The 18,728-nt window shown below is 69.9% G+C and carries 23 protein-coding genes; 15 read left to right on the top strand and 8 right to left on the bottom strand.

The genetic code is table 11. The features are described 5' to 3' along the window. The first annotated feature begins 156 nt into the window (after window positions 1-156). On the top strand, window positions 157-330 hold the full coding sequence (locus P0592_RS15760) for a DUF7556 family protein (protein ID WP_276271862.1): 174 nt from the start codon (window positions 157-159) through the stop codon (window positions 328-330). A gap of 6 nt (window positions 331-336) precedes the next feature. Here P0592_RS15760 and P0592_RS15755 read toward each other — a convergent pair whose 3' ends face one another. Next, window positions 337-708, bottom strand: coding sequence for a DUF2237 family protein (locus P0592_RS15755; RefSeq protein ID WP_276271861.1), 372 nt, complete (start codon window positions 706-708; stop codon window positions 337-339). A 105-nt stretch (window positions 709-813) separates the two neighbouring features. Here P0592_RS15755 and P0592_RS15750 point away from each other — a divergent pair, with 105 nt between their 5' ends. Further along, the gene (locus P0592_RS15750) at window positions 814-1,359 is read left to right on the top strand and encodes a hypothetical protein (RefSeq protein ID WP_276273948.1); all 546 of its coding nucleotides are present in this window, start codon (window positions 814-816) and stop codon (window positions 1,357-1,359) included. Continuing rightward, window positions 1,359-1,703, top strand: a complete 345-nt coding sequence (locus P0592_RS15745; protein ID WP_276271860.1) for a hypothetical protein — start codon at window positions 1,359-1,361, stop codon at window positions 1,701-1,703. The genes P0592_RS15750 and P0592_RS15745 overlap by 1 nt, the downstream gene beginning before the upstream one ends. Window position 1,704: 1 nt before the next feature. On the opposite strand, the gene P0592_RS15740 is transcribed toward P0592_RS15745, so the two are convergent. Then, the gene (locus P0592_RS15740; RefSeq protein ID WP_276271859.1) at window positions 1,705-2,232 is read right to left on the bottom strand and encodes a GbsR/MarR family transcriptional regulator; all 528 of its coding nucleotides are present in this window, start codon (window positions 2,230-2,232) and stop codon (window positions 1,705-1,707) included. A gap of 55 nt (window positions 2,233-2,287) precedes the next feature. On the opposite strand from P0592_RS15740, the gene P0592_RS15735 reads away from it, so the two are divergent. From P0592_RS15735 to P0592_RS15725, 3 genes are read left to right on the top strand one after another with little or no spacing between them, the layout of a single operon-like run. Next, window positions 2,288-3,058 carry an ABC transporter ATP-binding protein gene (locus tag P0592_RS15735; RefSeq protein ID WP_276271858.1) on the top strand — a complete coding sequence of 257 codons (771 nt, stop codon included), beginning with the start codon at window positions 2,288-2,290 and terminating at the stop codon, window positions 3,056-3,058. Further along, entirely contained in the window at window positions 3,051-3,836 is a 786-nt protein-coding gene (locus P0592_RS15730) for an ABC transporter permease (RefSeq protein ID WP_276271857.1), read from the top strand. The genes P0592_RS15735 and P0592_RS15730 overlap by 8 nt, the downstream gene beginning before the upstream one ends. Beyond that, the gene (locus tag P0592_RS15725; RefSeq protein ID WP_276271856.1) at window positions 3,833-4,564 is read left to right on the top strand and encodes a hypothetical protein; all 732 of its coding nucleotides are present in this window, start codon (window positions 3,833-3,835) and stop codon (window positions 4,562-4,564) included. Before P0592_RS15730 ends, P0592_RS15725 begins: the two co-directional genes overlap by 4 nt. 1 nt (window position 4,565) lies before the next feature. Here P0592_RS15725 and P0592_RS15720 read toward each other — a convergent pair whose 3' ends face one another. Continuing rightward, window positions 4,566-5,522 carry a zinc-dependent metalloprotease gene (locus P0592_RS15720; RefSeq protein ID WP_276271855.1) on the bottom strand — a complete coding sequence of 319 codons (957 nt, stop codon included), beginning with the start codon at window positions 5,520-5,522 and terminating at the stop codon, window positions 4,566-4,568. Between the two features lie 64 nt (window positions 5,523-5,586). Continuing rightward, window positions 5,587-5,832, bottom strand: a complete 246-nt coding sequence (locus tag P0592_RS15715; RefSeq protein ID WP_276271854.1) for a hypothetical protein — start codon at window positions 5,830-5,832, stop codon at window positions 5,587-5,589. Between the two features lie 80 nt (window positions 5,833-5,912). On the opposite strand from P0592_RS15715, the gene P0592_RS15710 reads away from it, so the two are divergent. The 5 genes from P0592_RS15710 to P0592_RS15690 all read left to right on the top strand — a co-directional run bounded on the left by P0592_RS15710 (window position 5,913) and on the right by P0592_RS15690 (window position 9,560). After that, entirely contained in the window at window positions 5,913-6,971 is a 1,059-nt protein-coding gene (locus P0592_RS15710; protein WP_276271853.1) for a M20/M25/M40 family metallo-hydrolase, read from the top strand. Window positions 6,972-7,051: 80 nt separating this feature from the next. Continuing rightward, complete coding sequence (locus P0592_RS15705; RefSeq protein ID WP_276271852.1) at window positions 7,052-7,234, top strand: LSM domain-containing protein; 183 nt, start codon at window positions 7,052-7,054, stop codon at window positions 7,232-7,234. Further along, window positions 7,231-7,404 carry a 50S ribosomal protein L37e gene (locus tag P0592_RS15700; RefSeq protein ID WP_276271851.1) on the top strand — a complete coding sequence of 58 codons (174 nt, stop codon included), beginning with the start codon at window positions 7,231-7,233 and terminating at the stop codon, window positions 7,402-7,404. The genes P0592_RS15705 and P0592_RS15700 overlap by 4 nt, the downstream gene beginning before the upstream one ends. A 9-nt stretch (window positions 7,405-7,413) precedes the next feature. After that, window positions 7,414-8,856 carry an amidophosphoribosyltransferase gene (gene purF / locus P0592_RS15695; RefSeq protein WP_276271850.1) on the top strand — a complete coding sequence of 481 codons (1,443 nt, stop codon included), beginning with the start codon at window positions 7,414-7,416 and terminating at the stop codon, window positions 8,854-8,856. A 137-nt stretch (window positions 8,857-8,993) separates the two neighbouring features. Beyond that, a complete protein-coding gene (locus tag P0592_RS15690) occupies window positions 8,994-9,560 on the top strand; it encodes a GNAT family N-acetyltransferase (protein WP_276271849.1) in 567 nt (188 codons plus the stop codon). On the opposite strand, the gene P0592_RS15685 is transcribed toward P0592_RS15690, so the two are convergent. Then, window positions 9,561-10,118, bottom strand: coding sequence for a DUF420 domain-containing protein (locus tag P0592_RS15685; protein ID WP_276271848.1), 558 nt, complete (start codon window positions 10,116-10,118; stop codon window positions 9,561-9,563). A 52-nt stretch (window positions 10,119-10,170) separates the two neighbouring features. Beyond that, window positions 10,171-10,932: a cytochrome c oxidase subunit II gene (coxB, locus tag P0592_RS15680; protein WP_276271847.1), complete on the bottom strand. Its 762-nt coding sequence runs from the start codon at window positions 10,930-10,932 to the stop codon at window positions 10,171-10,173. 87 nt (window positions 10,933-11,019) lie between these two features. Here coxB and bioB point away from each other — a divergent pair, with 87 nt between their 5' ends. Genes bioB through bioD form a run of 4 tightly spaced genes read left to right on the top strand, consistent with a single transcriptional unit; the run spans window position 11,020 to window position 15,105 of the window. After that, window positions 11,020-12,135 carry a biotin synthase BioB gene (gene bioB / locus P0592_RS15675; RefSeq protein ID WP_276271846.1) on the top strand — a complete coding sequence of 372 codons (1,116 nt, stop codon included), beginning with the start codon at window positions 11,020-11,022 and terminating at the stop codon, window positions 12,133-12,135. A 3-nt stretch (window positions 12,136-12,138) separates the two neighbouring features. Further along, a complete protein-coding gene (bioU, locus tag P0592_RS15670; RefSeq protein ID WP_276271845.1) occupies window positions 12,139-13,212 on the top strand; it encodes a (S)-8-amino-7-oxononanoate synthase BioU in 1,074 nt (357 codons plus the stop codon). A 25-nt stretch (window positions 13,213-13,237) separates the two neighbouring features. Next, on the top strand, window positions 13,238-14,437 hold the full coding sequence (locus P0592_RS15665) for an aminotransferase class I/II-fold pyridoxal phosphate-dependent enzyme (protein ID WP_276271844.1): 1,200 nt from the start codon (window positions 13,238-13,240) through the stop codon (window positions 14,435-14,437). Beyond that, window positions 14,434-15,105 (top strand): dethiobiotin synthase, encoded by a 672-nt coding sequence (gene bioD, locus P0592_RS15660; RefSeq protein WP_276271843.1) that lies wholly within the window; start codon window positions 14,434-14,436, stop codon window positions 15,103-15,105. Before P0592_RS15665 ends, bioD begins: the two co-directional genes overlap by 4 nt. Window positions 15,106-15,405: 300 nt before the next feature. Here bioD and P0592_RS15655 read toward each other — a convergent pair whose 3' ends face one another. Both P0592_RS15655 and acs read right to left on the bottom strand, forming a co-directional pair. Next, window positions 15,406-16,485, bottom strand: a complete 1,080-nt coding sequence (locus tag P0592_RS15655; protein ID WP_276271842.1) for a phosphotransacetylase family protein — start codon at window positions 16,483-16,485, stop codon at window positions 15,406-15,408. Continuing rightward, window positions 16,482-18,587, bottom strand: coding sequence for an acetate--CoA ligase alpha subunit (gene acs, locus P0592_RS15650; RefSeq protein WP_276271841.1), 2,106 nt, complete (start codon window positions 18,585-18,587; stop codon window positions 16,482-16,484). Before acs ends, P0592_RS15655 begins: the two co-directional genes overlap by 4 nt. Window positions 18,588-18,728: the final 141 nt, after the last annotated feature.

Below are 18,728 nucleotides of genomic sequence, written 5' to 3'. Positions count from 1 at the left end.
GTGAGCGCGGCGGGACAGTCAGCCGCGACCCGTGGTGTCTAACTGGGAACTCGATTTCGAAATATTTCTTCACAAATCGATCGGGTTCAGTACAGATAGTCACGCTCGGCGGCGATATTTCGGTATATTCTTTAGCCTCTATCGGTACCCACCAGTATGAGCGCCGGACCCGAGTCGGTCGAGGGCGACGCCGTCGATCGGCCACGCATCGTCGCCGCCGTCGACGAGACGGACGGACAGCCCCGGCTCGTCGTCGCCGACGTGACAACCGACGACGCGTGGCTGTCGATGCCGGCGGCCGACGCGGTCTCGCTGTCGGAGTGGCGCTAGCGGCAGTTACGACTCTTCGTACGCGTACTCGCGGAGCGTCTCCAGCGACACGTCGTCCAGCACGTCCTCGCTCGTCGCGTCGAGGACGACCGGCGGCGCGGTCCCGGCCTCGTGGGCCTCGATCCACCGCGGGACACAGACACACCAGCGGTCCCCGGGCTCCAGCCCCGGGAAGTCCAGTTCGGGACGAGGGGTGACCAGGTCGTTGCCCTGCGCTTTGCTGTACTGGAGGAACTCCTCGGTCATCACGGCACAGATCTCGTGGCGGCCGGGGTCACGCTGCAACGGGTAGCAGTAGCCGTCCCGCATAAAGCCCGTCGTCGGGTCCGTCGAGCAGGCGTCGAGCGATCCACCGAGGACGTTCCGTTCGCTCTCCATACCCCAGCCAGCGGCCGACCGGGCAAATGCGTTCGGCTCCCGCCCGACAGCCGCTGTCACGGACCGATGCCTTCATTCAGACCCGCCACCAACCTCGACTCGACCATGCGCGTTCGTGACTGGGAGGACATCGTCGAGGACGTGATGGAGAGCAGCGCCGACCCGGGCGGGTGGCGCGCCGTCGGTGGCGACCGCGCGAACGGCATCGGCGAGGACCTCTACATCGGCCACCCCTCGGCCGGCGTCTACCAGTTGAAGACCTACGCGAAGAACCCCTTCGAGGTGCAGGGCGTCGGGTCGCAGGTGGCCCGCCGCATCGACGACGACATCGACCCGCTGTTCCCGGAGGACGGGTCCGGCGTCTTCGGCGTCCAGCAGGCCCCCGAGGACGAGGACGACGCCGAGGAGAAGGCCGAGCGGCTGGAGACGGTTCTGGAGACCCACGCCGACGCGCCCACGACGCCGAAGGCGCTGCTGGAGGACGTACTGGACGCCGTCGACTCGCCGGCCTACGGGCCGATGGAGTTCGAGAGCCACGACCGGCCCGACTCGATGGGCGACCTCACCGACACCTTCGAGGAGGCCGAGGAACTGCTCGACAAGGAGTTCGAGGACGTCATCGAGGAGGACGTCGACCGGGGTTTCTACTGATGGTCGGCCCCTCCATCTCCGACGACGACCGCCGGCAGTTCCTCAAGCAACTGAAGGCCGGCTTCGCGGTCCTCGTCGGCGGGTCGATGGCGCTGGTGACGCTGTGGGGCGGGGCCGACCTCCCCCTCGTCGCCGGCGTCGCGGTCGGCGCGACGCTGGTCGGCGGCCTGCTCGCGCAGTTCACCTTCCCCGACAGCATCGCCGAGACGCCCTACGGGAAGTCGGAGGCGGCCCGCGAACGCGGCCCCAAGCCCGGCGTCAGGACCCAAGAGCGGCGGGCCGGGGACGACGACGGACGCCAGCGGGCCGCGGACGGCGACGGCCGGTCGAGGCGGCGCGACTGAATCACTCGCCGCGGAGCCGGTCGACGACCCCCGCCAGCCTGTCGATGGACGTGCTCGTGAGCAGCGACACGATGCGGTCGCTGTGTTCGTACATCCGCTCCAGCTGTCGGATCTTCTCTAGGTCCCGTTCGGCCTGCTCGCTGTCGGCGTCGGACAGCGTCTCCTCCGCCTCGGCGAGTGCGCTCGTCATCGTGTCGATCTCGTACTGGACCTCGCGGCGGAGCAGTTCCTGCAGGACCGTCCAGAAGTCACGTTCCGCCTCGTAGAAGGCCTTCTTCCCCTCTCCGGGGATCGACCGCCGGTGGACGAGGTGGAGCCGTTCGAGCGACTGCATCGCGCTGCTGACCGTCGACTTGGCGTAGCCGCTCGCCGCGACCAGTTCGTCCAGCGAGACCGGGTCATCCGCGAAGAAGAGGATCCCGTACAGCTGGCCGTAGCTCCGGTTCATCCCGTAGGTCTCCGCGCTCCGTTCCATCGCCGCGATGACCGTCTCACGGGCCGACTCGATCGGGTCCTCGGTGTCGCTCATCGGGGGTAGCTACGCTGCGAAAGGACTAATACGTTTAGTTCTGTATATTCGATATATGCCGAATATACGGAAAACTTCGACTGAGAGCGACGCCGCTCTCGACGGCGAGGCGGTCCTGCGGGCCTCGGGCGTCGAGAAGGTGTACGACTCGCGGCTCCCGGTCGTGGGTCGGACCGTCGAGGTGTTGACCGGAGCCGAGATCGAACTGTCGGCGGGCGAGATCGTCGGCATCGTCGGGGAGAACGGCTCCGGGAAGTCGACGCTCCTCCAGATACTGGTCGGCTCCCTCCAACCGGACGCGGGCACGGTCGAGCGCGGCGGGACCGTCGGCTGGTGCCCCCAGGAGACACTCCTGTACGACCGGCTCACCGTCCGCGAGACGTTCGACCTGTTCGGCGAGGCCTACGGGATGAGCGACGAGCGGGTCGCGAGGCGGCGGGACGAACTGGCCGACCGACTGGACTTCGAGCGCTTCCTCGACTACCGGGTCGACCACCTCTCGGGGGGCAACCGCCAGAAGGTCAACCTCGCGGCGGCGCTGCTGCACGATCCCGACGTGTTGCTGCTGGACGAGCCCTACACCGGCTTCGACTGGGAGACGTACCTCGCGTTCTGGGACCTCACCGAGGAACTGACCGCCGAGGGGACGGCCATCGCCGTCATCTCCCACCTCATCAGCGAGCGCGAGCGCTTCGACCGCATCCTCGAACTCCGCGACGGCGAACTCCACGAGGACTCGGCGGCGGAGCGACAAAGGCGGTCGGATGCCCACGGGGACGCGGCCACCGACGGCGCGGTGGTCTCCCCGACGGCGGGGGGTGAGTGACGTGAGCCGGCTCGCGACCGGGACCCGACTCCGACTCCGGGAGCTGACCCGCACGCCGACGACGCTCGCGATGCTGCTCGCGCTCCCGCCGGTGATCGTCGAGACCTACGGCGTCGGGATGAGTTCGTTCCCGCAGTTGCCCGGCGTCGAGGGCGACCTCGCAACCGTCGGGCGGCTGACCGGGGCGCTGTTCGCGGTGGCGTTCCTCGCCGGCATCGTCGGCCTGTTCCAGGTCATCAGCGCGCGCCACGGCGACGAGCGACTCGCCGTCGCGGGCTTCCCCCGGGCCTCGATGCTCGCCGGCAGACTCCTGACGATGAGTACGGTCGGGGTCGCGGGTGCGGCGGTCGCGCTCGGCGTCCTCTCGGTCCGCGTCGACGTGGCCGCGCCCGGGCTCGCCGTCGCCGCGCTCGTGTCGGGGGCGCTGATCTACGGCCTGCTCGGCGTCGTCGTCGGGACCCTGCTCCCGCGCGAACTCGAAGGCTCCATCGCCCTCGTCTTCCTCGCGGACGTCGACAACGCGCTGTCGGCGGGACTGCTCCCGTCGGTGCCGTCCGTCTCGATCCCCGTTTTCGGGGACGTGTCCCTCGCGTCGCTCGCACCGCTGTTTCACTCCCACGAGCTGTTCGCCGCTGCGGTGCTCGACGGGACGCTGGCGGCGGGGCACCTCCGGCCGGTCGCCGCGTGGCTCGGTGGCCTCCTCGCGCTCGCGTTCCTCGCGTACACCCACTCCGCCGGTGACGGAGTGGCGGCGCTGCTCGGGAGGTGGCGCGCGTGACCCGGGTCGGCACCGCCCTCTGGAGTGGTGCGCGGGAACTGCGGCGGACGCCGCTCCTGCTCGCGCTGCTGGTCGTCGCCCCGGCGTACGTCGTCGGCCTGTTCACGCTCGTCGCGCCGGACAGTCCGGCCGCGTTCACCCTCGACGGGACGACGGTCCGGACCACGCTCGACGCCGTGTTCCCCGCGTTCACGACCCCGATGACGGCGGCGCTGCTGTCGGGCATCGCCGGCCTGTTCCTGATGCAGAACGCCGCCGCGGCCGACGAGCGGCTCTGTCTCGCCGGCTACCGGCCACACGAGGTCGTCGTCGCGCGGTTCGGCCTGCTCGTCGGCGTCGCGACGGTGGCGACGGCCGTCTCGGTGGCCGTGATGAGCACAGCGTTCGTCCCGGACCGACCCGCGCTGTTCGCCGCGAGCACGCTCCTCGTGGCGCTGGTCTACGGAACCGTCGGCGTCGTCGTCGGCTCGCTGCTCGACCGGCTCCCCGGGGTCTACCTCCTCCTGTTCGGTTCGATGGTCGACCTGTTCGTGTTCCAGAACCCGCTGGCGACGGACCCCCCGGCCATCGCGACGCTCCTGCCCGGCCACTACCCGCTCGACGTGGCGATCGCCGCGGCGTTCACCGACGGCGCGGTGGCCGGCGCGCTCGCCCGCACCGGACTCGTCCTCGGCGTCCTGACGGCGGCGGCGACGCTGGCGTTCCGGTGGCAACTGCGGTCCGGCTGACCTACGGGTCCACCCGCTCGATCCACAGCGCCGGCGTCTCGATCTCCTCGTCGGTCGGCAGCGTCTCCGGCGAGTCCCACACCTGCCCCGCCGCCTCGACCCCGCAGGCGTCGGCCACCGCCTCGAAGAACTCCTTGCCTCGCTCGTACTGCTGGCGTTTCATCCCGAGGCCGAGCAGCCGACGGACCAGCTGCGCCATCGGCCCCCGACCCTGCCGGCGCTCGTCGACCTTCCGGCGCAGGTCGTCGTACTCGTCGTCGAACGCCCGGTCCATCAGCAGTTCGGCGTACCCCTCGACGGCCGTCATCGTCGTGTCCAGTTCGCCCAGCGAGGTCCGGTCGATGTTCCCGTCGGTCAGCCGGTCGATGGCGTCCTCCATCGCGTCCTCCATGTGCTCGGAGAGCCACGGCGCGGCCCCGAACTCGGCCGCGTGGGTCACCTCGTGGAAGGCGATCCAGCGGCGGAACCGCGCGCGGTCGACCGCCAACTGGTCGGCGACGCGGGCGATGTTCGGGTGGACGAAGTACAGCGCGTGGTCGTCGTCGGGCGTCTCGGCGAGCAACAGGGGGTCGTACTGACCGAGGACGTTGTTCCCGAGGAAAGAGAGGGCGAAGGCCATCGACCCGGTGTTGACGACGCGGGCCACGCCGGGGATGAACTCCGCCTGCTCCTCCAGGGGCGTCATCACGCGCTCGAAGGTGGCGACGTTGGCGTCGATCCAGTGGTGGCGGTGCTGTACCTCGACCGTCTCCGGCAGGTCGAACGAGAGCCCGCTCACCTCGCGGACGCGGTCGCGGGCGTCCCGCACGTCCGTCGCGTACCCCTCGCGTTCGGCCGGCGAGAGCGTGAGGTCGCCCGGGTCGGTCGCCTCCTTGGCGGCCTCGGCGACGGCCCGCCAGTCGACGGCCCCGTCGCCCGAGGCACCCGCGACCGCTCGGACGCTGTGATACAGTCCCATATCCGGGCAAGGTCGCCGGGCGATAAAGGCCTTCTCCCCCGCCGACGGCGTCGGTGTCGGCCGGTCAGATCGCTTCGAGCGCGTCCTCGTCCTCGTCGTGTCCCAGGAGCTTCGAGACGGCGACGACGGCGACGACCGTCAGCGCGAGCAGGAGCAACGCCGCGAGGGGCAGGCCGCCGGTGCCACCGTCTCCCTCGTCGTCCCCGGACTCCCCGTTCTCGGTGTCGCTGCCGGCTCCGTCGACACCGGGTGCGTTGGCCGTGAACTCCGCGCCGTCGAGGTGGACCTCGAGCAGTGTGAACTTCGCCATACCGACAGTTCTCCGCCGGAACGTAAATAGCCGTCGCGGTGGCCCGGTGATTCATACCGGGGGACGCCAAAGGCGGAGGTATGGACGAGCGACGACGCCAGTTCCTGGAATCGCTGCTGACGACGCCCGGTCCGTCGGGCTACGAGGCCGACAGCCAGCGGGTGTGGGTCGACTACGTGAGCGACTTCGCCGACGAGGTCCGGACCGACGACTACGGCAACGCCGTCGCGACGCTGTCGGGCGGCGACACGTCGGTCGCGCTGGCGGGTCACGGCGACGAAATCGGCTTCATCGTCCGCGACTTCACCGAGGACGGGTTCGTCCGGCTGGGCCGCATCGGCGGCTCCGACAAGACCGTCTCGCGGGGCCAGCACGTCACCGTCCACACCAGCGACGGCCCGGTGTCGGGGGTGGTCGGTCAGACGGCGATCCACATCCGGGACGACGACGAGGAGGGCGTCCCGGACGTCGCCGAGCAGTTCGTCGACGTGGGCGCGACCGACCGCGAGGAGCTCGCGGATCTGGTCGACCGCGGGGACCCCTTGACCTTCGAGCAGACGCTCTCCGAACTGGCGAACGGCCGGCTCGCCGCTCGGGGGATGGACAACCGCGTCGGGATCTGGGCGGCCGCCGAGGGGCTCCGGCGGGCGGCCGAGCGCGGCGTCGACGCCACCGTCCACGCGGTCTCGACCGTCCAGGAGGAGGTCGGGCTCCAGGGGGCGAAGATGGTCGGCTTCGATCTCGACCCGGACGCGGCCGTCGCGGCCGACGTGACCCACGCGACGGACTCGCCGGACGCACCGGGGAAGCGCTCGACCGGCGTCGAACTCGGCGCGGGGCCGGTCGTCGCACGGGGGAGCGCGAACCACCCGGTCGTCGTCGAGGGGCTCCGGGACGCCGCCGAGACCGCGGCGGTCGACGTCCAACTGCAGGCCACCGGCATCCGGACCGGCACCGACGCCGACGCCTTCTACACCGCCCGCGGCGGCATCCCCTCGGTGAACCTCGGCCTGCCGAACCGGTACATGCACACGCCCGTCGAGGTGGTCGATCCGGCGGATCTCGACGACGCGGCGGACCTGCTGGCCGCGTTCGCCGCCCGAGCCGACGACGCCGCCCCGTTCAGCGTCGACGTCTGAGTTCGGCTGGGGCGTGACGCCGGCCCGTTCCGGGACGGTCAAGCGGTACGTTTATGCGTGCGTCACTATCCCAACCGTGTATGAGTGGACGACCGCTGGACGTCCTCGAGGCCTCCCTCAACGAACAGGTGACCGTCCGACTGAAGGGCGGCGAGATCTTCGAGGGGGAGCTGACCGGCTACGACCAACACATGAATCTCGTCATCGAGGACGAAGACACAACGATTATACGCGGCGATAACGTCGTTTCGATCAACCCATGACTGGTGCAGGAACCCCGAGTCAAGGCAAGAAGAACACCACGACACACACGAAGTGTCGCCGGTGCGGCGAGAAGTCCTATCACGTGAAGAAGAAGGTCTGCGCGTCGTGTGGCTTCGGCGAGTCGGCCAAGCGACGGGACTACGAGTGGCAGTCGAAAGCCGGCGAGTAACCACCACAGATGCACGAGAAGTGCGGCGTCGTCGGCATCTCACTTCAGGACCGTGACGCCGCCCGCCCGCTCTACTACTCTCTCTACGCCCTCCAGCACCGCGGCCAGGAGTCCGCCGGGATCGTCACGCACGACGGCTTCCAGCAGCACAGCCACGTCGAGATGGGGCTGGTCGGCGACGTGTTCGACCAGGGCGACCTCGAGTCGCTGAACGGGGCCAACGGGATCGGCCACGTCCGGTACCCGACGGCCGGCAGCGTCAACGCCTGCTGTGCCCAGCCGTTCTCGGTCTCGTTCAAGTCCGGCTCGCTGGGCCTCTCGCACAACGGCAACCTCGTCAACGCGGACGAGATCGGCGACGAACTGGCCGACCTCGGCCACGCCTTCACCTCCGACGGGGACACCGAGGTCATCGCCCACGACCTCGCGCGGAACCTGCTCGAAGAGGACCTCGTCCGGGCGGTCAAGCGGACGATGGAGCGCATCCACGGCTCCTACTCGCTGACCATCATGCACGACGAGACGGTGCTCGGAGTGCGGGACCCGCAGGGGAACCGCCCGCTCTGTATCGGCGAACTGGAGGACGGCTACGTCCTCGCCTCGGAGTCGGCGGCCATCGACACGCTCGACGGCGAACTCGTCCGGGACGTGCGGCCGGGCGAACTCGTCGTCCTCCACGACGACGGTACCGGCTTCGACACCTACCAGCTCATCGACCAGGAGAACACGGCTCACTGCTTCTTCGAGCACGTCTACTTCGCCCGTCCGGACTCGACGATCGACGACAGCCTCGTCTACGAGGTCCGGCGGGAACTGGGCCGGAAGCTCTGGGAGGAGTCGGGCGTCGAGTCGGACGTCGTCCTGCCGGTGCCCGACTCCGGCCGGGCGTTTGCCTCCGGCTACGCCGAGGCGGCCCAGGAGGACGGTTCGGACATCGAGTTCGCGGAGGGGCTGATGAAGAACCGCTACGTCGGCCGGACGTTCATCATGCCGACCCAGGACGAGCGCGAGCGGGCGGTCCGCCTGAAGCTCAACCCCATCAAGTCCACCATCGAGGGGAAGTCCGTCACCATCATCGACGACTCCATCGTCCGCGGGACCACCTCGACCCAGCTCATCCAGCTCCTGAAAGACGCCGGTGCCGAGGAGGTCAACGTCCGCATCGGCGCGCCGGCGATCGTCGCGCCCTGCTACATGGGCATCGACATGGCCTCCCGCGACGAACTCATCGCCGCCGACCGGTCGACCGACGAGATCCGCGACGAGATCGAGGCCGACTCGCTGTCGTACCTCTCCATCGACGCCGTCGCAGAGACCCTGGAGACCAGCCGCGCCGACCTCTGTCTGGGCTGTGTCACCGGCGAGTACCCCTACGACATCGACGGGGAGTCGACCGACCGGGAGGTCGCCCGGCCCGACATCGGTGGGAACGTGACGCCCGCCGACGACTAGGGTCGTCGAGCGAAGCGAGACGACCTCACGGCCGAGCGGGGAACGGCTGACCCGCGAGGGCGGGTGGGTCCGCGGGTAGCGTGAACACTCGTCACACGACGAGCACGCTTTTCACGTCACCGCCCGACCGACGGCGTATGCCCGGTCCCCCCTTCCTCGAGACCGACCGAACGGCCCTCCGGACGCCAGAGCGCGAGGACCTCGACTGGATCCAGCAGGTCGTCAGCGACGACCGGGTCTGGGGGTGGGGAACCTACCCGCAGCCGATGACCGGCGAGCAGATGGAGACGTTCTACGAGGAGACGCTCGCCGACGGGGACTCGGTCCACCTGCTGGTCTGTGTCGACCCGAACGGTGGCGACGACACGTCCGTCACGACCCGCACCGATCCCGTCGGCCTCGTCGCGATGACCGATCACGACGCGGAGCAGGGGCTGGCGGAGTTGGCGTACTGGTTCGAGCCCGACGCGTGGGGGAACGGCTACGCGACCGAGGCGGCCCGTCGGCTCGTCGAGTACGGCTTCGACCAGCGGGCGCTCCGGAAGTGGAAGGCCCGCGTCGCGAGCGCGAACGACGACTCGGTCGCGGTGCTGGAGCGGCTCGGGTTCACCCGGGAGGGGACCCACCGGTCGGAGTGGTTCCTCGACGGCGAGTACCGCGACACGCTCTGGTTCGGGCTGCTCCGCGAGGAGTGGACGGCGTAGTCACCAGACGACGTACAGCATCGCGTAGACGACGATGCCGAGGGTAAAGGAGACGAGCCACAGCGACGCCGCGAGCCTGCCGGCACGCGGGTGGTTCGTCTCGCCCAGTTCGCTCACGGGGTGGCTCAGCGCCAGCAGGAGGACGTAGTAGACGGCGGGGATGGCCACGAGCGCGAGCAGGACGTGGACCGCGAGCAGCGGGAGGTAGACGTACGTCTCGACGACCGCCGGCCCGGCGAACTCCGTCGGCCCGACCAGCGTGATGCGGTAGAGGTACAGCGCGAGGAAGGCGACGAACAGGCCGAACGCCGCGAGCATCGACCGGCGGTGCCGGGCGACGTCGCCGCGGCGGATAGCCCGGACGCCGCCGACGATGGTCGCGATGGCCGCGGCGCTGAGTGCGGCGTTGACGTGGGGGATCGCGGCGAGCGCCGACGCGGGCGCGGCGGGGATGGCCCCCCGCGGGATCGCCCCGAGGACGGCACCGAACACGAGCGCCAGCGAGACCACGGTCAACAGCCCGGTCAGTTCGGGGACCCGCTCGCGGACCTGCGACATAGACGACACTGGGCGCGCAGTCGTCTTGTGGGTTGTGAAGGCGGGCGGCGACTCAGGCGGGCGCGGCGACGCGGGCGGTCGCGTTGGCGTCGGTGTCGGCGTTCCCGTCACCCGCGCGCCGGTCCGCCAGCCACGCGTCGTACTCGGACTGGTTCAGCACCACCACGGTGGCCTGCATCCGCGAGTGACCGGAGCCACAGAGTTCCGCGCAGTAGAGCCGGTAGCTCCCGGTCCGGGTCGCCCTGGTCCGGGCGAGCGTCTCCTGGCCCGGGAAGATGTCCTGTTTCAGCCCGAGTTTCGGGACGTACAACGAGTGGATGACGTCGGCCGACGTGAGTCTGAAGAGGACGTCCCTGTCGCGGGGGAGCACCAGTCGCTCCTGCGTGGTGACGTTCGCCTCGGGGTAGTGGAACTCCCAGCCCCACTGGTAGCCAAGCACCTCGATCTCGGTCTCGTCGCCGAGTTCGCCGTCTGCCGGCGACGCCGCGGCCGGCGAGATGTAGGGGTTCGCGAGGACGAAGAACGCGGAGACGCCGACGAAGACGAGGATCGCCCCCGTGGCGGCCGTCCACGTGATCTCCAGTGCGGGGTCGTCGACCGTCGGCCGCGGGTCGTCGTTGTTCCGGAAGCGGTAGACCGCGTAGACGAGCGTCAGCTCGACGAACAGCGTCAGCGGGAGCGCGACGTACAGCAGCTGCTCGTTCAGATCGTCGATGGCGGCTCGGTTGACCGACTGGGCGGCGGCCGGCGACGCGAACAGACAGAGTCCGACGGCGAGGAGGACGAGGCGGGAGACCCAGCGACTGCGACGCATTACCTCGGGCTGGGGTCGGCACTCGTAAATAGCTTCGCCAGCCCCTGCACCCGAACCTTTATTCGATCGTCAACTGATTGTGGCTGTGTGGTTTACGAGACGGGCAACCGAACGGTAGACGACGCCGTCGCGCGCGTGCTGGACGGCGAGCGCCTCGATCGACGGGACGGGCTGGCGTTGCTGGCCCAACCGGTCGAACCGCTCGCTGCGGGCGCGGACTACGTCCGCGCGCAGCTGGGTGACGACACCGTCGACGCGTGCTCCATCGTGAACGCGAAGGCCGGCGACTGCGCGGAGGACTGCGGGTTCTGCGCCCAGTCGGTCCACTTCGACACCGGGATCGACAACTACGGCTTCCTCGGGCCGGAGAAGATCCTCGAGGCGGCCGAGCGGGCCGAACGCGACGGTGCCCAGCGGTTCGGCATCGTCCTCGCCGAGAAGGGCGTCTCGAAGGAACAGCGCCCCGAGGAGTGGGAAGAGGTGCTGGAGGCAATCCGGCTCGTCCGCGACGAGACGGACGTGGAGGTGGACGCCTCCCTGGGCATCCTCACAGAGGAGGAGGCCCGCATCCTCGCCGAGGAGGGGCTGAACCACTACAATCACAACATCGAGACCTCGCCCCGGTACTTTCCGGAGGTCGTCCAGACCCACTCCTTCGAGGACCGCGTGGCGACGCTCGAGACCGCCAAGGAGGCCGGGATGGACCTCTGTGCCGGCGTCATCCTCGGGATGGGCGAGACGCCGACCGACCGCGTGGACGCCGCGATCGCGCTGCAGGACATCGGGGTCTCCTCGCTGCCGGTCAACATCCTCAACCCCGTCGAGGGGACGCCGATGGCCGAGCGGGGCCTCCCCGATATCACCGTCGAGGAGGTCGTCGAGACCATCGCCGTCTACCGACTGCTCCACCCCGAGGCCCGCGTTCGCCTGACCGGCGGACGCGAGGTGAACTTAGACACCGACGGGCAGGTGGCGGCCCTCGAAGCGGGCGCTGACGGCATCCTCACCGGGGACTACCTCACGACGGAGGGCCAGTCCGCCGCCGACGACATCGAGATCATCGAGGAGGCGGGTCTCGAACCCAACACCGACGCCAACGAGTTCGACCCCGAGCGGGTCAAGGAGCGCGCCGACGACGGGACCGACCCGGAGACGGCCGCGGGCACCGCACAGAGCAAATCAGAACTCCAATCCGACGACTGACCTATGGACGACGTACGCTTCGCTGTACTTGGCACCGGAGGCATCGGCCGACGAACGCTGGACGTCTCGCGCGAGAAGGACGGGCTGACACCGGTCGCGGCCTGTGACCGCAACGGCGTGGCCGTCGACCACGACGGCCTCGACGTGGACGAACTCCTGGAGGCGACAGAGGGGAACATCGCGAGCGGCCCGGGAGACGAGGTCGCCACAGACGGCGGCGCGAAAGCCGCCACCGCCGAGGGCGATGGCGTGAAACAGCACGGCGACGAGGCCGGGATCGTCGCCAGCGCGCAGGGCGAACCGACGGAGACGCCCATCGACGACGTCATCGCGGAGAGCGACGCGATCGACGCCGTCCTCATCGCGCTCCCGAACCTCGAACACGACTTCATCCCCCGCGTGGCCGAACGGTTCGCCGACGCCGACTACGAGGGCGTCCTCGTGGACGTGCTCAAGCGCTCCCGCGTCATCGGGATGTTAGACGACCGCGAGGAGACGCTGAAAGAGTCCGGCATCACGTTCGTCTGCGGCGCGGGCGCGACGCCGGGCTTCCTCACCGGGGCGGCCGCGCTGGCCGCCCAGTCGTTCGTCGAGGTCGAGGCGGTCGAGATCTGGTGGGGCGTCGGCCTCAAGAGCGGCTACGAGGACAACCGCGGCACCGTCCGCGAGGACATCGCCCACCTCGACGGCTACGACATCGAGACGGCCAGGGAGATGACCGAGGCCGAGATCGAGGAACTGATCGACGAACACGACGGGGTGCTGGAGTTCCACGATATGGAACACGCCGACGACGTACTGCTGGAACGGGCCGGCGTCTGCGACGCCGAGGACGTGACCGTCGGCGGCGTCCTCGACGTCCGCTCCGACGAGAAGCCCACGACGACGACGGTCAGCGTCACCGGCCGCACCTTCGACGGCGAGCGCGGTACCAACACGTTCCAGTTGGACGACGCCACCAGTATGGAGGCGAACGTCAACGGCCCCGCGCTGGGCTACCTGAAGGCCGGCGTCCGCAACAACCGCGCCGGCCACTACGGTGTCTTCGGCCCGGCCGACCTGATGCCCGGATTTTGAACGCCGCGTCACTCTCCCTCCGAGTATGAGCCACGGGTTCGATCTGGATTCGCGACTCCGGAAGCGCGAGGATCGGGACCTCCGTCGTCACCTCGAAGTCGCGGAGTCCGTCGGCGCTCGCACCCGCTTCGGCGAGGACCCGAAGGGCGAAGCGACCGAGTTCGGCGAGGAGACGGTCGTCTTCGCGGCCAACAACTACCTCGGACTGGCCGACGACGGGCGGGTCCAGCGGGCGGCCGAACTCGGCGCTCGCACGGTCGGGACGGGCGCGGGTGCCTCCCGGCTGGTCACCGGCGACACGCGGGCACACCGCGCGCTGGAACGGGACCTCGCGGCGTGTAAGCGCTCCGAGCGCGCCCTCGTCTTCTCGTCGGGGTACGCAGCCAACGTCGGCACCATCGACGCGCTCGCGCCCGACGCGGTCTTCTCGGACGAACTGAACCACGCCTCCATCATCGACGGCTGCCGCGTCGGCGCGGGCGAGACGGTCGTCTACGACCACTGCGATCCCGAGGACCTGCGCGCGAAGCTCGAAGCGCGGGCGGCGGGGGCCGGGACCGACGAGTCCTGGCTCGTGGTCACCGACTCGGTGTTCTCGATGGACGGCGACGTGGCCCCGCTGGCGGCGCTCTGTGACGTCTGCGAGGAGGCCGGCGCGTGGCTGATGGTCGACGAGGCCCACGCGACGGGGGTGTTCGACGGGGGCGGCGGCGTCGTCCAGCGCGAGGGGCTGAGCGACCGCGTCGATATCCAGCTTGGGACCCTCTCGAAGGCGCTGGCGAGTCAGGGCGGCTACGTCGCCGGCGACGAGGCCCTGATCGAGTACCTGCTCAACGCCGCCCGCTCGTTCGTGTTCTCGACCGGCCTCGCACCGCCGGCGGCGGCGGCCGCCCGAGAGGCGCTGCGGATCGCCCGCGAGACGGACCGAACGGACCGGCTCTGGACCACCGTCGAACGGCTCCGCGAGGGGTTCGAGGCGATGGGCTACGAGGTGCTCGGCGAGACGCACATCCTGCCGGTCCTCGTCGGCGACCGCGCCGACGCGCTCGCGCTCGACGAGGAGCTGCGCGAGCACGGCGTCGTCGCACCCGCCATCCGGCCGCCGACGGTACCGGAGGGAACGTCCCGCATCCGCGTCGCGCCGATGGCGACGCACACCGACGCGGACGTCGAACGGTGTCTCGACGCCTTCGAGCGGGCCGGCGAGGAGGTCGGGGTGTTGTGACCGACGGCGCGCGAGCGCTGTTCGTCGTCGGGACGGACACGGGCGTCGGCAAGACGGTCGTCACGGCCGGACTGACGGGCTGGCTCCGCGAGCGGGGTCGCGACGCCGTCGCGGTCAAGCCCTGTCAGACCGGCCACCCGCCGGACGACGACGCCGGGTTCGTCGCCGATGCCTGCGGCGACGACGACGCGGCGGTCTGTCACCGCTACCTCGAACCGGCGCTGGCACCCGAGGTGGCCGCCGACGTGGCGGACGAGCCCCTCGCGTACGGCGAGATACTGTCGGCGGTTCGGGAGTCCGTCGCCGCTCACGAGACGGCCGTCGTCGAGGGGATCGGCGGCCTGCGGGTCCCGCTGGCGGACGGTCGGGAGGTCCTCGACCTCGTCGCCGACCTCGGGCTGCCGGCGCTTGTCGTCGCCCGATCGGGGCTCGGAACGCTGAACCACACGGGGCTGACCGTCGACGCGCTCCGCGCCCGCGGCGTCGAGGTTCGGGGCGTCGTCCTGAATGAGTACGAGGGCGCGACCACGGCCGAGCGCACGAACCCGCCGGTCCTCGAACGGACGACCGACTGCGAGGTGTGGACCGTCCCGCAGCTGGCCCTCGCCGACGCCGCCGAGGCCGTCTCGGGCGTCCGCGAGCACCTACCGGCGACCGTCCTCCCCTGACGGAGCGGTCGCTCGTGGCGTGACAACAGGGTCGAATCGGGGACGGGGAGCCCCCGAGCGTGTGACACTACGGAGCCTCTCGGCTCCACTTTCACTTTGCGCGTCAGACAACTTAAATGCCCGAGGTACGTTTCGTCTGGAGATATCTATATCAAGGGCTGAGACGGTCGAAATTCAGCGACGGTGGTGCAGCAGAAATGTCGGCGCGACGACTTCGATCGTCTCGTCTCCCCCCTGTCCGCTCCCGCCGACGGACCGATACCGGGCGGTCGAGGCGAGCGGCCGGGACGGCAGTCGCGATCAGTCCTCGTCGATGCCGACGACGGCCTCGACGTCGACGTTGTCCGCGAGCAGGCCCTGCATCCGCTCGACGGTGGCCTCGTCCCGGGTCCGGCCCGACCGGAGCACGTCCTCGACCCGGTCGATGGTCGTCCGGGTGTCCGACTGGACCAGCAGGATGGGGACCCCCTCCTCCTCGGCACGGCCGAGGACGGCGCTTGCCGGACGGAACCCGCCGGTCAGCAGCAGCGCCTCGATGCCGGAGGCCTCCAGCGCCGCCGTCTGGATCTCCGATCGGTCCCCGCCCGTGATCATCACGGCGTCGTGGGTCCGGCGGAACTGTTCGAGGGCGCTGTTGCCCCCCATCGCGCCGACGGTGAACCGCTCGACGTGGACGTCGGTCGGTGCCTCGTTGGTCAGGACGTCCGCGCCGAGGCTGTCCGCGAGGTCGGCGACCGTGACGCCGGCCAGGTCGGCCACGCTCGGGATCGACCCGTAGACCGGTACGCCCTTCCCCTCGAGGAAGGGGAGGACGTCGTCGGTGAGCTCCTCCATCGCGGCGTCGCTGACCCCGTTGAAGACGACGCCCGCGAGGCGGTCGCCCACGCGGCGGGCCGCCGCGAGCACCTCGTCGGCGTCGCCGGCGGTGGCGAACCCACAGACCAGCAGGACGCGGGCGTCGAGCGCCTCGGCGATGTCGACGTCGGTCAGGTCGACGATGCCGCCGGTGTCGAGGTGGTCGCTGCCCTCGACGACCATCAGGTCGCGGTCCTCGGACAGCGACTGGAAGTTGTCGAGGACGCGCCCGCGGAGCTCGTCGGGGTCCTCGCGGCCGCGGATGGCCTCCTGGATGAACGTCGGCGAGTAGACGATGGGTTCCATCTCGTGCATCTCGGCGTCGAGGCCGAGTAGCTCGCGGGCCAGCATCGGGTCCTCGTCGCGGGTCTTGCCGACCGCGCTCTGCAGGCGGGTGCCCTTGGGCTTCATGTAGCCGACCTCGTTGCCGGCGTCCTGTGCGGACTTCGCGAGCGCGAGAGTGATGGCCGTCTTACCGATGCCTTCCTGAGTCGAGGTGACGAGTAGCGTGTTCGAGTCGGTCATAGTTCCTCCTGGTCGAGGGTGAGTCGCAGGTCGACCGCCTGCACCCCGTCGGGGGTCGCGACGAGGGGGTTGATGTCCAGTTCGACGATGGCCGGGAAGTCCGTGACCAGCTGTGAGAGCCGCTGGACGGCCTCGACGAGGCTGTCCTCGTCGACGGGGTCACGGCCCCGTGCGCCCCGGAGCAGGGGCGCGGAGTCGATGTCGTCTAGCATCTCTCTGGCCTCGGGTTCGCTGACCGGCGCGACTCTGACGGTGTTGTCTTCGAGGACCTCCACGAAAATACCACCGAGGCCAAAGAGCAGCAGCGGCCCGAACTGCGGGTCGCGGTTCATCCCGAGGATGGTCTCGGTGCCGGAGTCGAGGTCGACCATCTCCTGGACCTGCACGCCCAGGACGGTCGCGTCGGACTGGTAGTTCCGCGCCCGGACCACGAGGTCCTCGTAGGTGTCGCGGACCTCCTCGGGCGGGACGCCGACCTCGACCCCGCCGATGTCGGACTTGTGGAGGATGTCCGGGCTGACGATCTTCATCACGACCTCCTCGCCGATCTCCTCGGCGACCCGCTCGGCCTCGCCGGGCGAGGAGACCACGTCGCCCCGCGGCGTCGGGATGCCGTAGGCGTCCAGCAGCTCCATCGCCTCGACGCCGAGGCGGTTCGAACCGCGGTCGGCCGCGGACTCCAGGATCTCGCGGGCGCGCTCGCGATCCACGTCGAACTCGGCGGGGGACTCGTACTCCCGGGACTGGATCTCGTCGTACTCCCGGAGCGCGTCGAGGCTGTGGACGGCCCGCGCGGGGTCGAAGTAGTTCGGGATCCCGGCCTCGCTGAGGACGGCCTGGCCCTCGCCGACCGACTTCCCGCCCATCAGCGTCGTCGCGATGGGCATCCCGGTCTCCCGCTGTTTCTGCGTGACGACCTCGGCCAGCTCCTCGAAGGACAGCACCGCGGTCGGGCAGGCGACGACGACGGCCATCGCGACGTTGTCGTCGTCGAGGACGGTCTCCAGGGCGAGCTCGAACCGCTCGGCGGGCGCGTCGCCGATGATGTCGACGGGGTTGTAGATGTTCGCCTCGTCGGGCATCGCCTCGCCCAGCCGCTGGAGGGTCTCGTCCCCGAACTCCGCCAGCGAGAGGTCGGAGTCGCCGACGGCGTCGGTCGTCATCACGCCGGGGCCGCCGGCGTTGGTGACGATGGCGATCTCGTCGCCGTCGGGCAGGGGCTGGCCCGAGAGGATCTGCGCGAAGTCGAACAGCTCCTGGACGGACTCCACCCGGAGCGTGCCGGCCTGGTCCAGTCCGGCCTCGTAGGCCCGCTCGGAGCCGGCCATCGCACCGGTGTGGGAGGCGGCCGCCGACGCGCCCGCGTCCGTCCGGCCGGACTTCACGAGGACGATCGGCGTGTCCTGCGTGACCTCGCGGGCGGTGTCGACGAACGAACTTCCGTCGGCGATGTCCTCCAGGTAGCCGAGGATGACCTCGGTCTCGGGGTCGTCGCCCCACTCCGCGACGAAGTCCCCCTCGTCGAGGATCGCCTTGTTGCCCAGCGAGACGATGTCCTTGAACCCGACGTCGCGCTCAGCGGCCCAGTCCAGCACGGCCGTGACGAACGCGCCCGACTGACTCATAAAGGAGATGTCGCCCTCGGCGGCCATCTCGTTGCCGAAGGTGGCGTTCAGCCCCTTCGGGGTCGACATCACGCCGAGGCTGTTCGGACCGACGAGGTTCAGGTCGTACTCGGCGGCGACCTCACGGAGGGCGCGCTCGCGGGCGGCCCCTTCGGTGCCGGTCTCGCCGAACCCGGCGGTGATGACGACGACGTTCTCGATGCCGGCCGCCCCGGCCTCGCGGATTGCCTCGACGGCGACGTCCGGTGGTACCACGACGACGGCGACGTCGATGGCCGCCGGCCGCTCGGCGTCGCCGACCTCGTCGTAGCAGTGCAACCCGAGCACCTCCTCCTTGTAGGGGTTCACTGCGACCACCTCGCCGTCGAACGATTCGAGCAGGTTCGCCGTGATGGCGCGGCCGACCGACCCCTCCGAGTCGGTCGCACCGATCACGGCGACCCGTTCCGGCGCGAACAGCGTCGATAGTCGTCCCATTCCTCTAGCCGGGCGTTGCCGGGCCGGGGGGATATATCTGCCGAGGCGTTCCCGGAATCCGGGATTCTGGCCGGTTTATCAGGCAGTTTCTGGGTCCTCGACTCGTCGACCGTGCGGGCCGTGTCGGACGGTTTTTGTCGA

It is taken from the genome of Haloarcula litorea, from assembly GCF_029338195.1.
Classification (GTDB): domain Archaea; phylum Halobacteriota; class Halobacteria; order Halobacteriales; family Haloarculaceae; genus Haloarcula; species Haloarcula litorea.
Note: the sequence above shows the minus strand (reverse complement) of the source record. Positions and strands in the feature narration are given on the sequence as shown.

Bases quoted from the DNA above. Each gene is read 5' to 3' on its own strand.
- P0592_RS15760 (WP_276271862.1), top strand. From the start codon at position 157: ATGAGCGCCGGACCCGAGTCGGTCGAGGGCGACGCCGTCGATCGGCCA.
- P0592_RS15755 (WP_276271861.1), bottom strand. From the start codon at position 708: ATGGAGAGCGAACGGAACGTCCTCGGTGGATCGCTCGACGCCTGCTCG.
- P0592_RS15750 (WP_276273948.1), top strand. From the start codon at position 814: ATGCGCGTTCGTGACTGGGAGGACATCGTCGAGGACGTGATGGAGAGC.
- P0592_RS15745 (WP_276271860.1), top strand. From the start codon at position 1,359: ATGGTCGGCCCCTCCATCTCCGACGACGACCGCCGGCAGTTCCTCAAG.
- P0592_RS15740 (WP_276271859.1), bottom strand. From the start codon at position 2,232: ATGAGCGACACCGAGGACCCGATCGAGTCGGCCCGTGAGACGGTCATC.
- P0592_RS15735 (WP_276271858.1), top strand. From the start codon at position 2,288: ATGCCGAATATACGGAAAACTTCGACTGAGAGCGACGCCGCTCTCGAC.
- P0592_RS15720 (WP_276271855.1), bottom strand. From the start codon at position 5,522: ATGGGACTGTATCACAGCGTCCGAGCGGTCGCGGGTGCCTCGGGCGAC.
- P0592_RS15715 (WP_276271854.1), bottom strand. From the start codon at position 5,832: ATGGCGAAGTTCACACTGCTCGAGGTCCACCTCGACGGCGCGGAGTTC.
- P0592_RS15710 (WP_276271853.1), top strand. From the start codon at position 5,913: ATGGACGAGCGACGACGCCAGTTCCTGGAATCGCTGCTGACGACGCCC.
- P0592_RS15705 (WP_276271852.1), top strand. From the start codon at position 7,052: ATGAGTGGACGACCGCTGGACGTCCTCGAGGCCTCCCTCAACGAACAG.
- P0592_RS15700 (WP_276271851.1), top strand. From the start codon at position 7,231: ATGACTGGTGCAGGAACCCCGAGTCAAGGCAAGAAGAACACCACGACA.
- purF (WP_276271850.1), top strand. From the start codon at position 7,414: ATGCACGAGAAGTGCGGCGTCGTCGGCATCTCACTTCAGGACCGTGAC.
- P0592_RS15690 (WP_276271849.1), top strand. From the start codon at position 8,994: ATGCCCGGTCCCCCCTTCCTCGAGACCGACCGAACGGCCCTCCGGACG.
- P0592_RS15685 (WP_276271848.1), bottom strand. From the start codon at position 10,118: ATGTCGCAGGTCCGCGAGCGGGTCCCCGAACTGACCGGGCTGTTGACC.
- coxB (WP_276271847.1), bottom strand. From the start codon at position 10,932: ATGCGTCGCAGTCGCTGGGTCTCCCGCCTCGTCCTCCTCGCCGTCGGA.
- bioU (WP_276271845.1), top strand. From the start codon at position 12,139: ATGGACGACGTACGCTTCGCTGTACTTGGCACCGGAGGCATCGGCCGA.
- P0592_RS15665 (WP_276271844.1), top strand. From the start codon at position 13,238: ATGAGCCACGGGTTCGATCTGGATTCGCGACTCCGGAAGCGCGAGGAT.
- P0592_RS15655 (WP_276271842.1), bottom strand. From the start codon at position 16,485: ATGACCGACTCGAACACGCTACTCGTCACCTCGACTCAGGAAGGCATC.
- acs (WP_276271841.1), bottom strand. From the start codon at position 18,587: ATGGGACGACTATCGACGCTGTTCGCGCCGGAACGGGTCGCCGTGATC.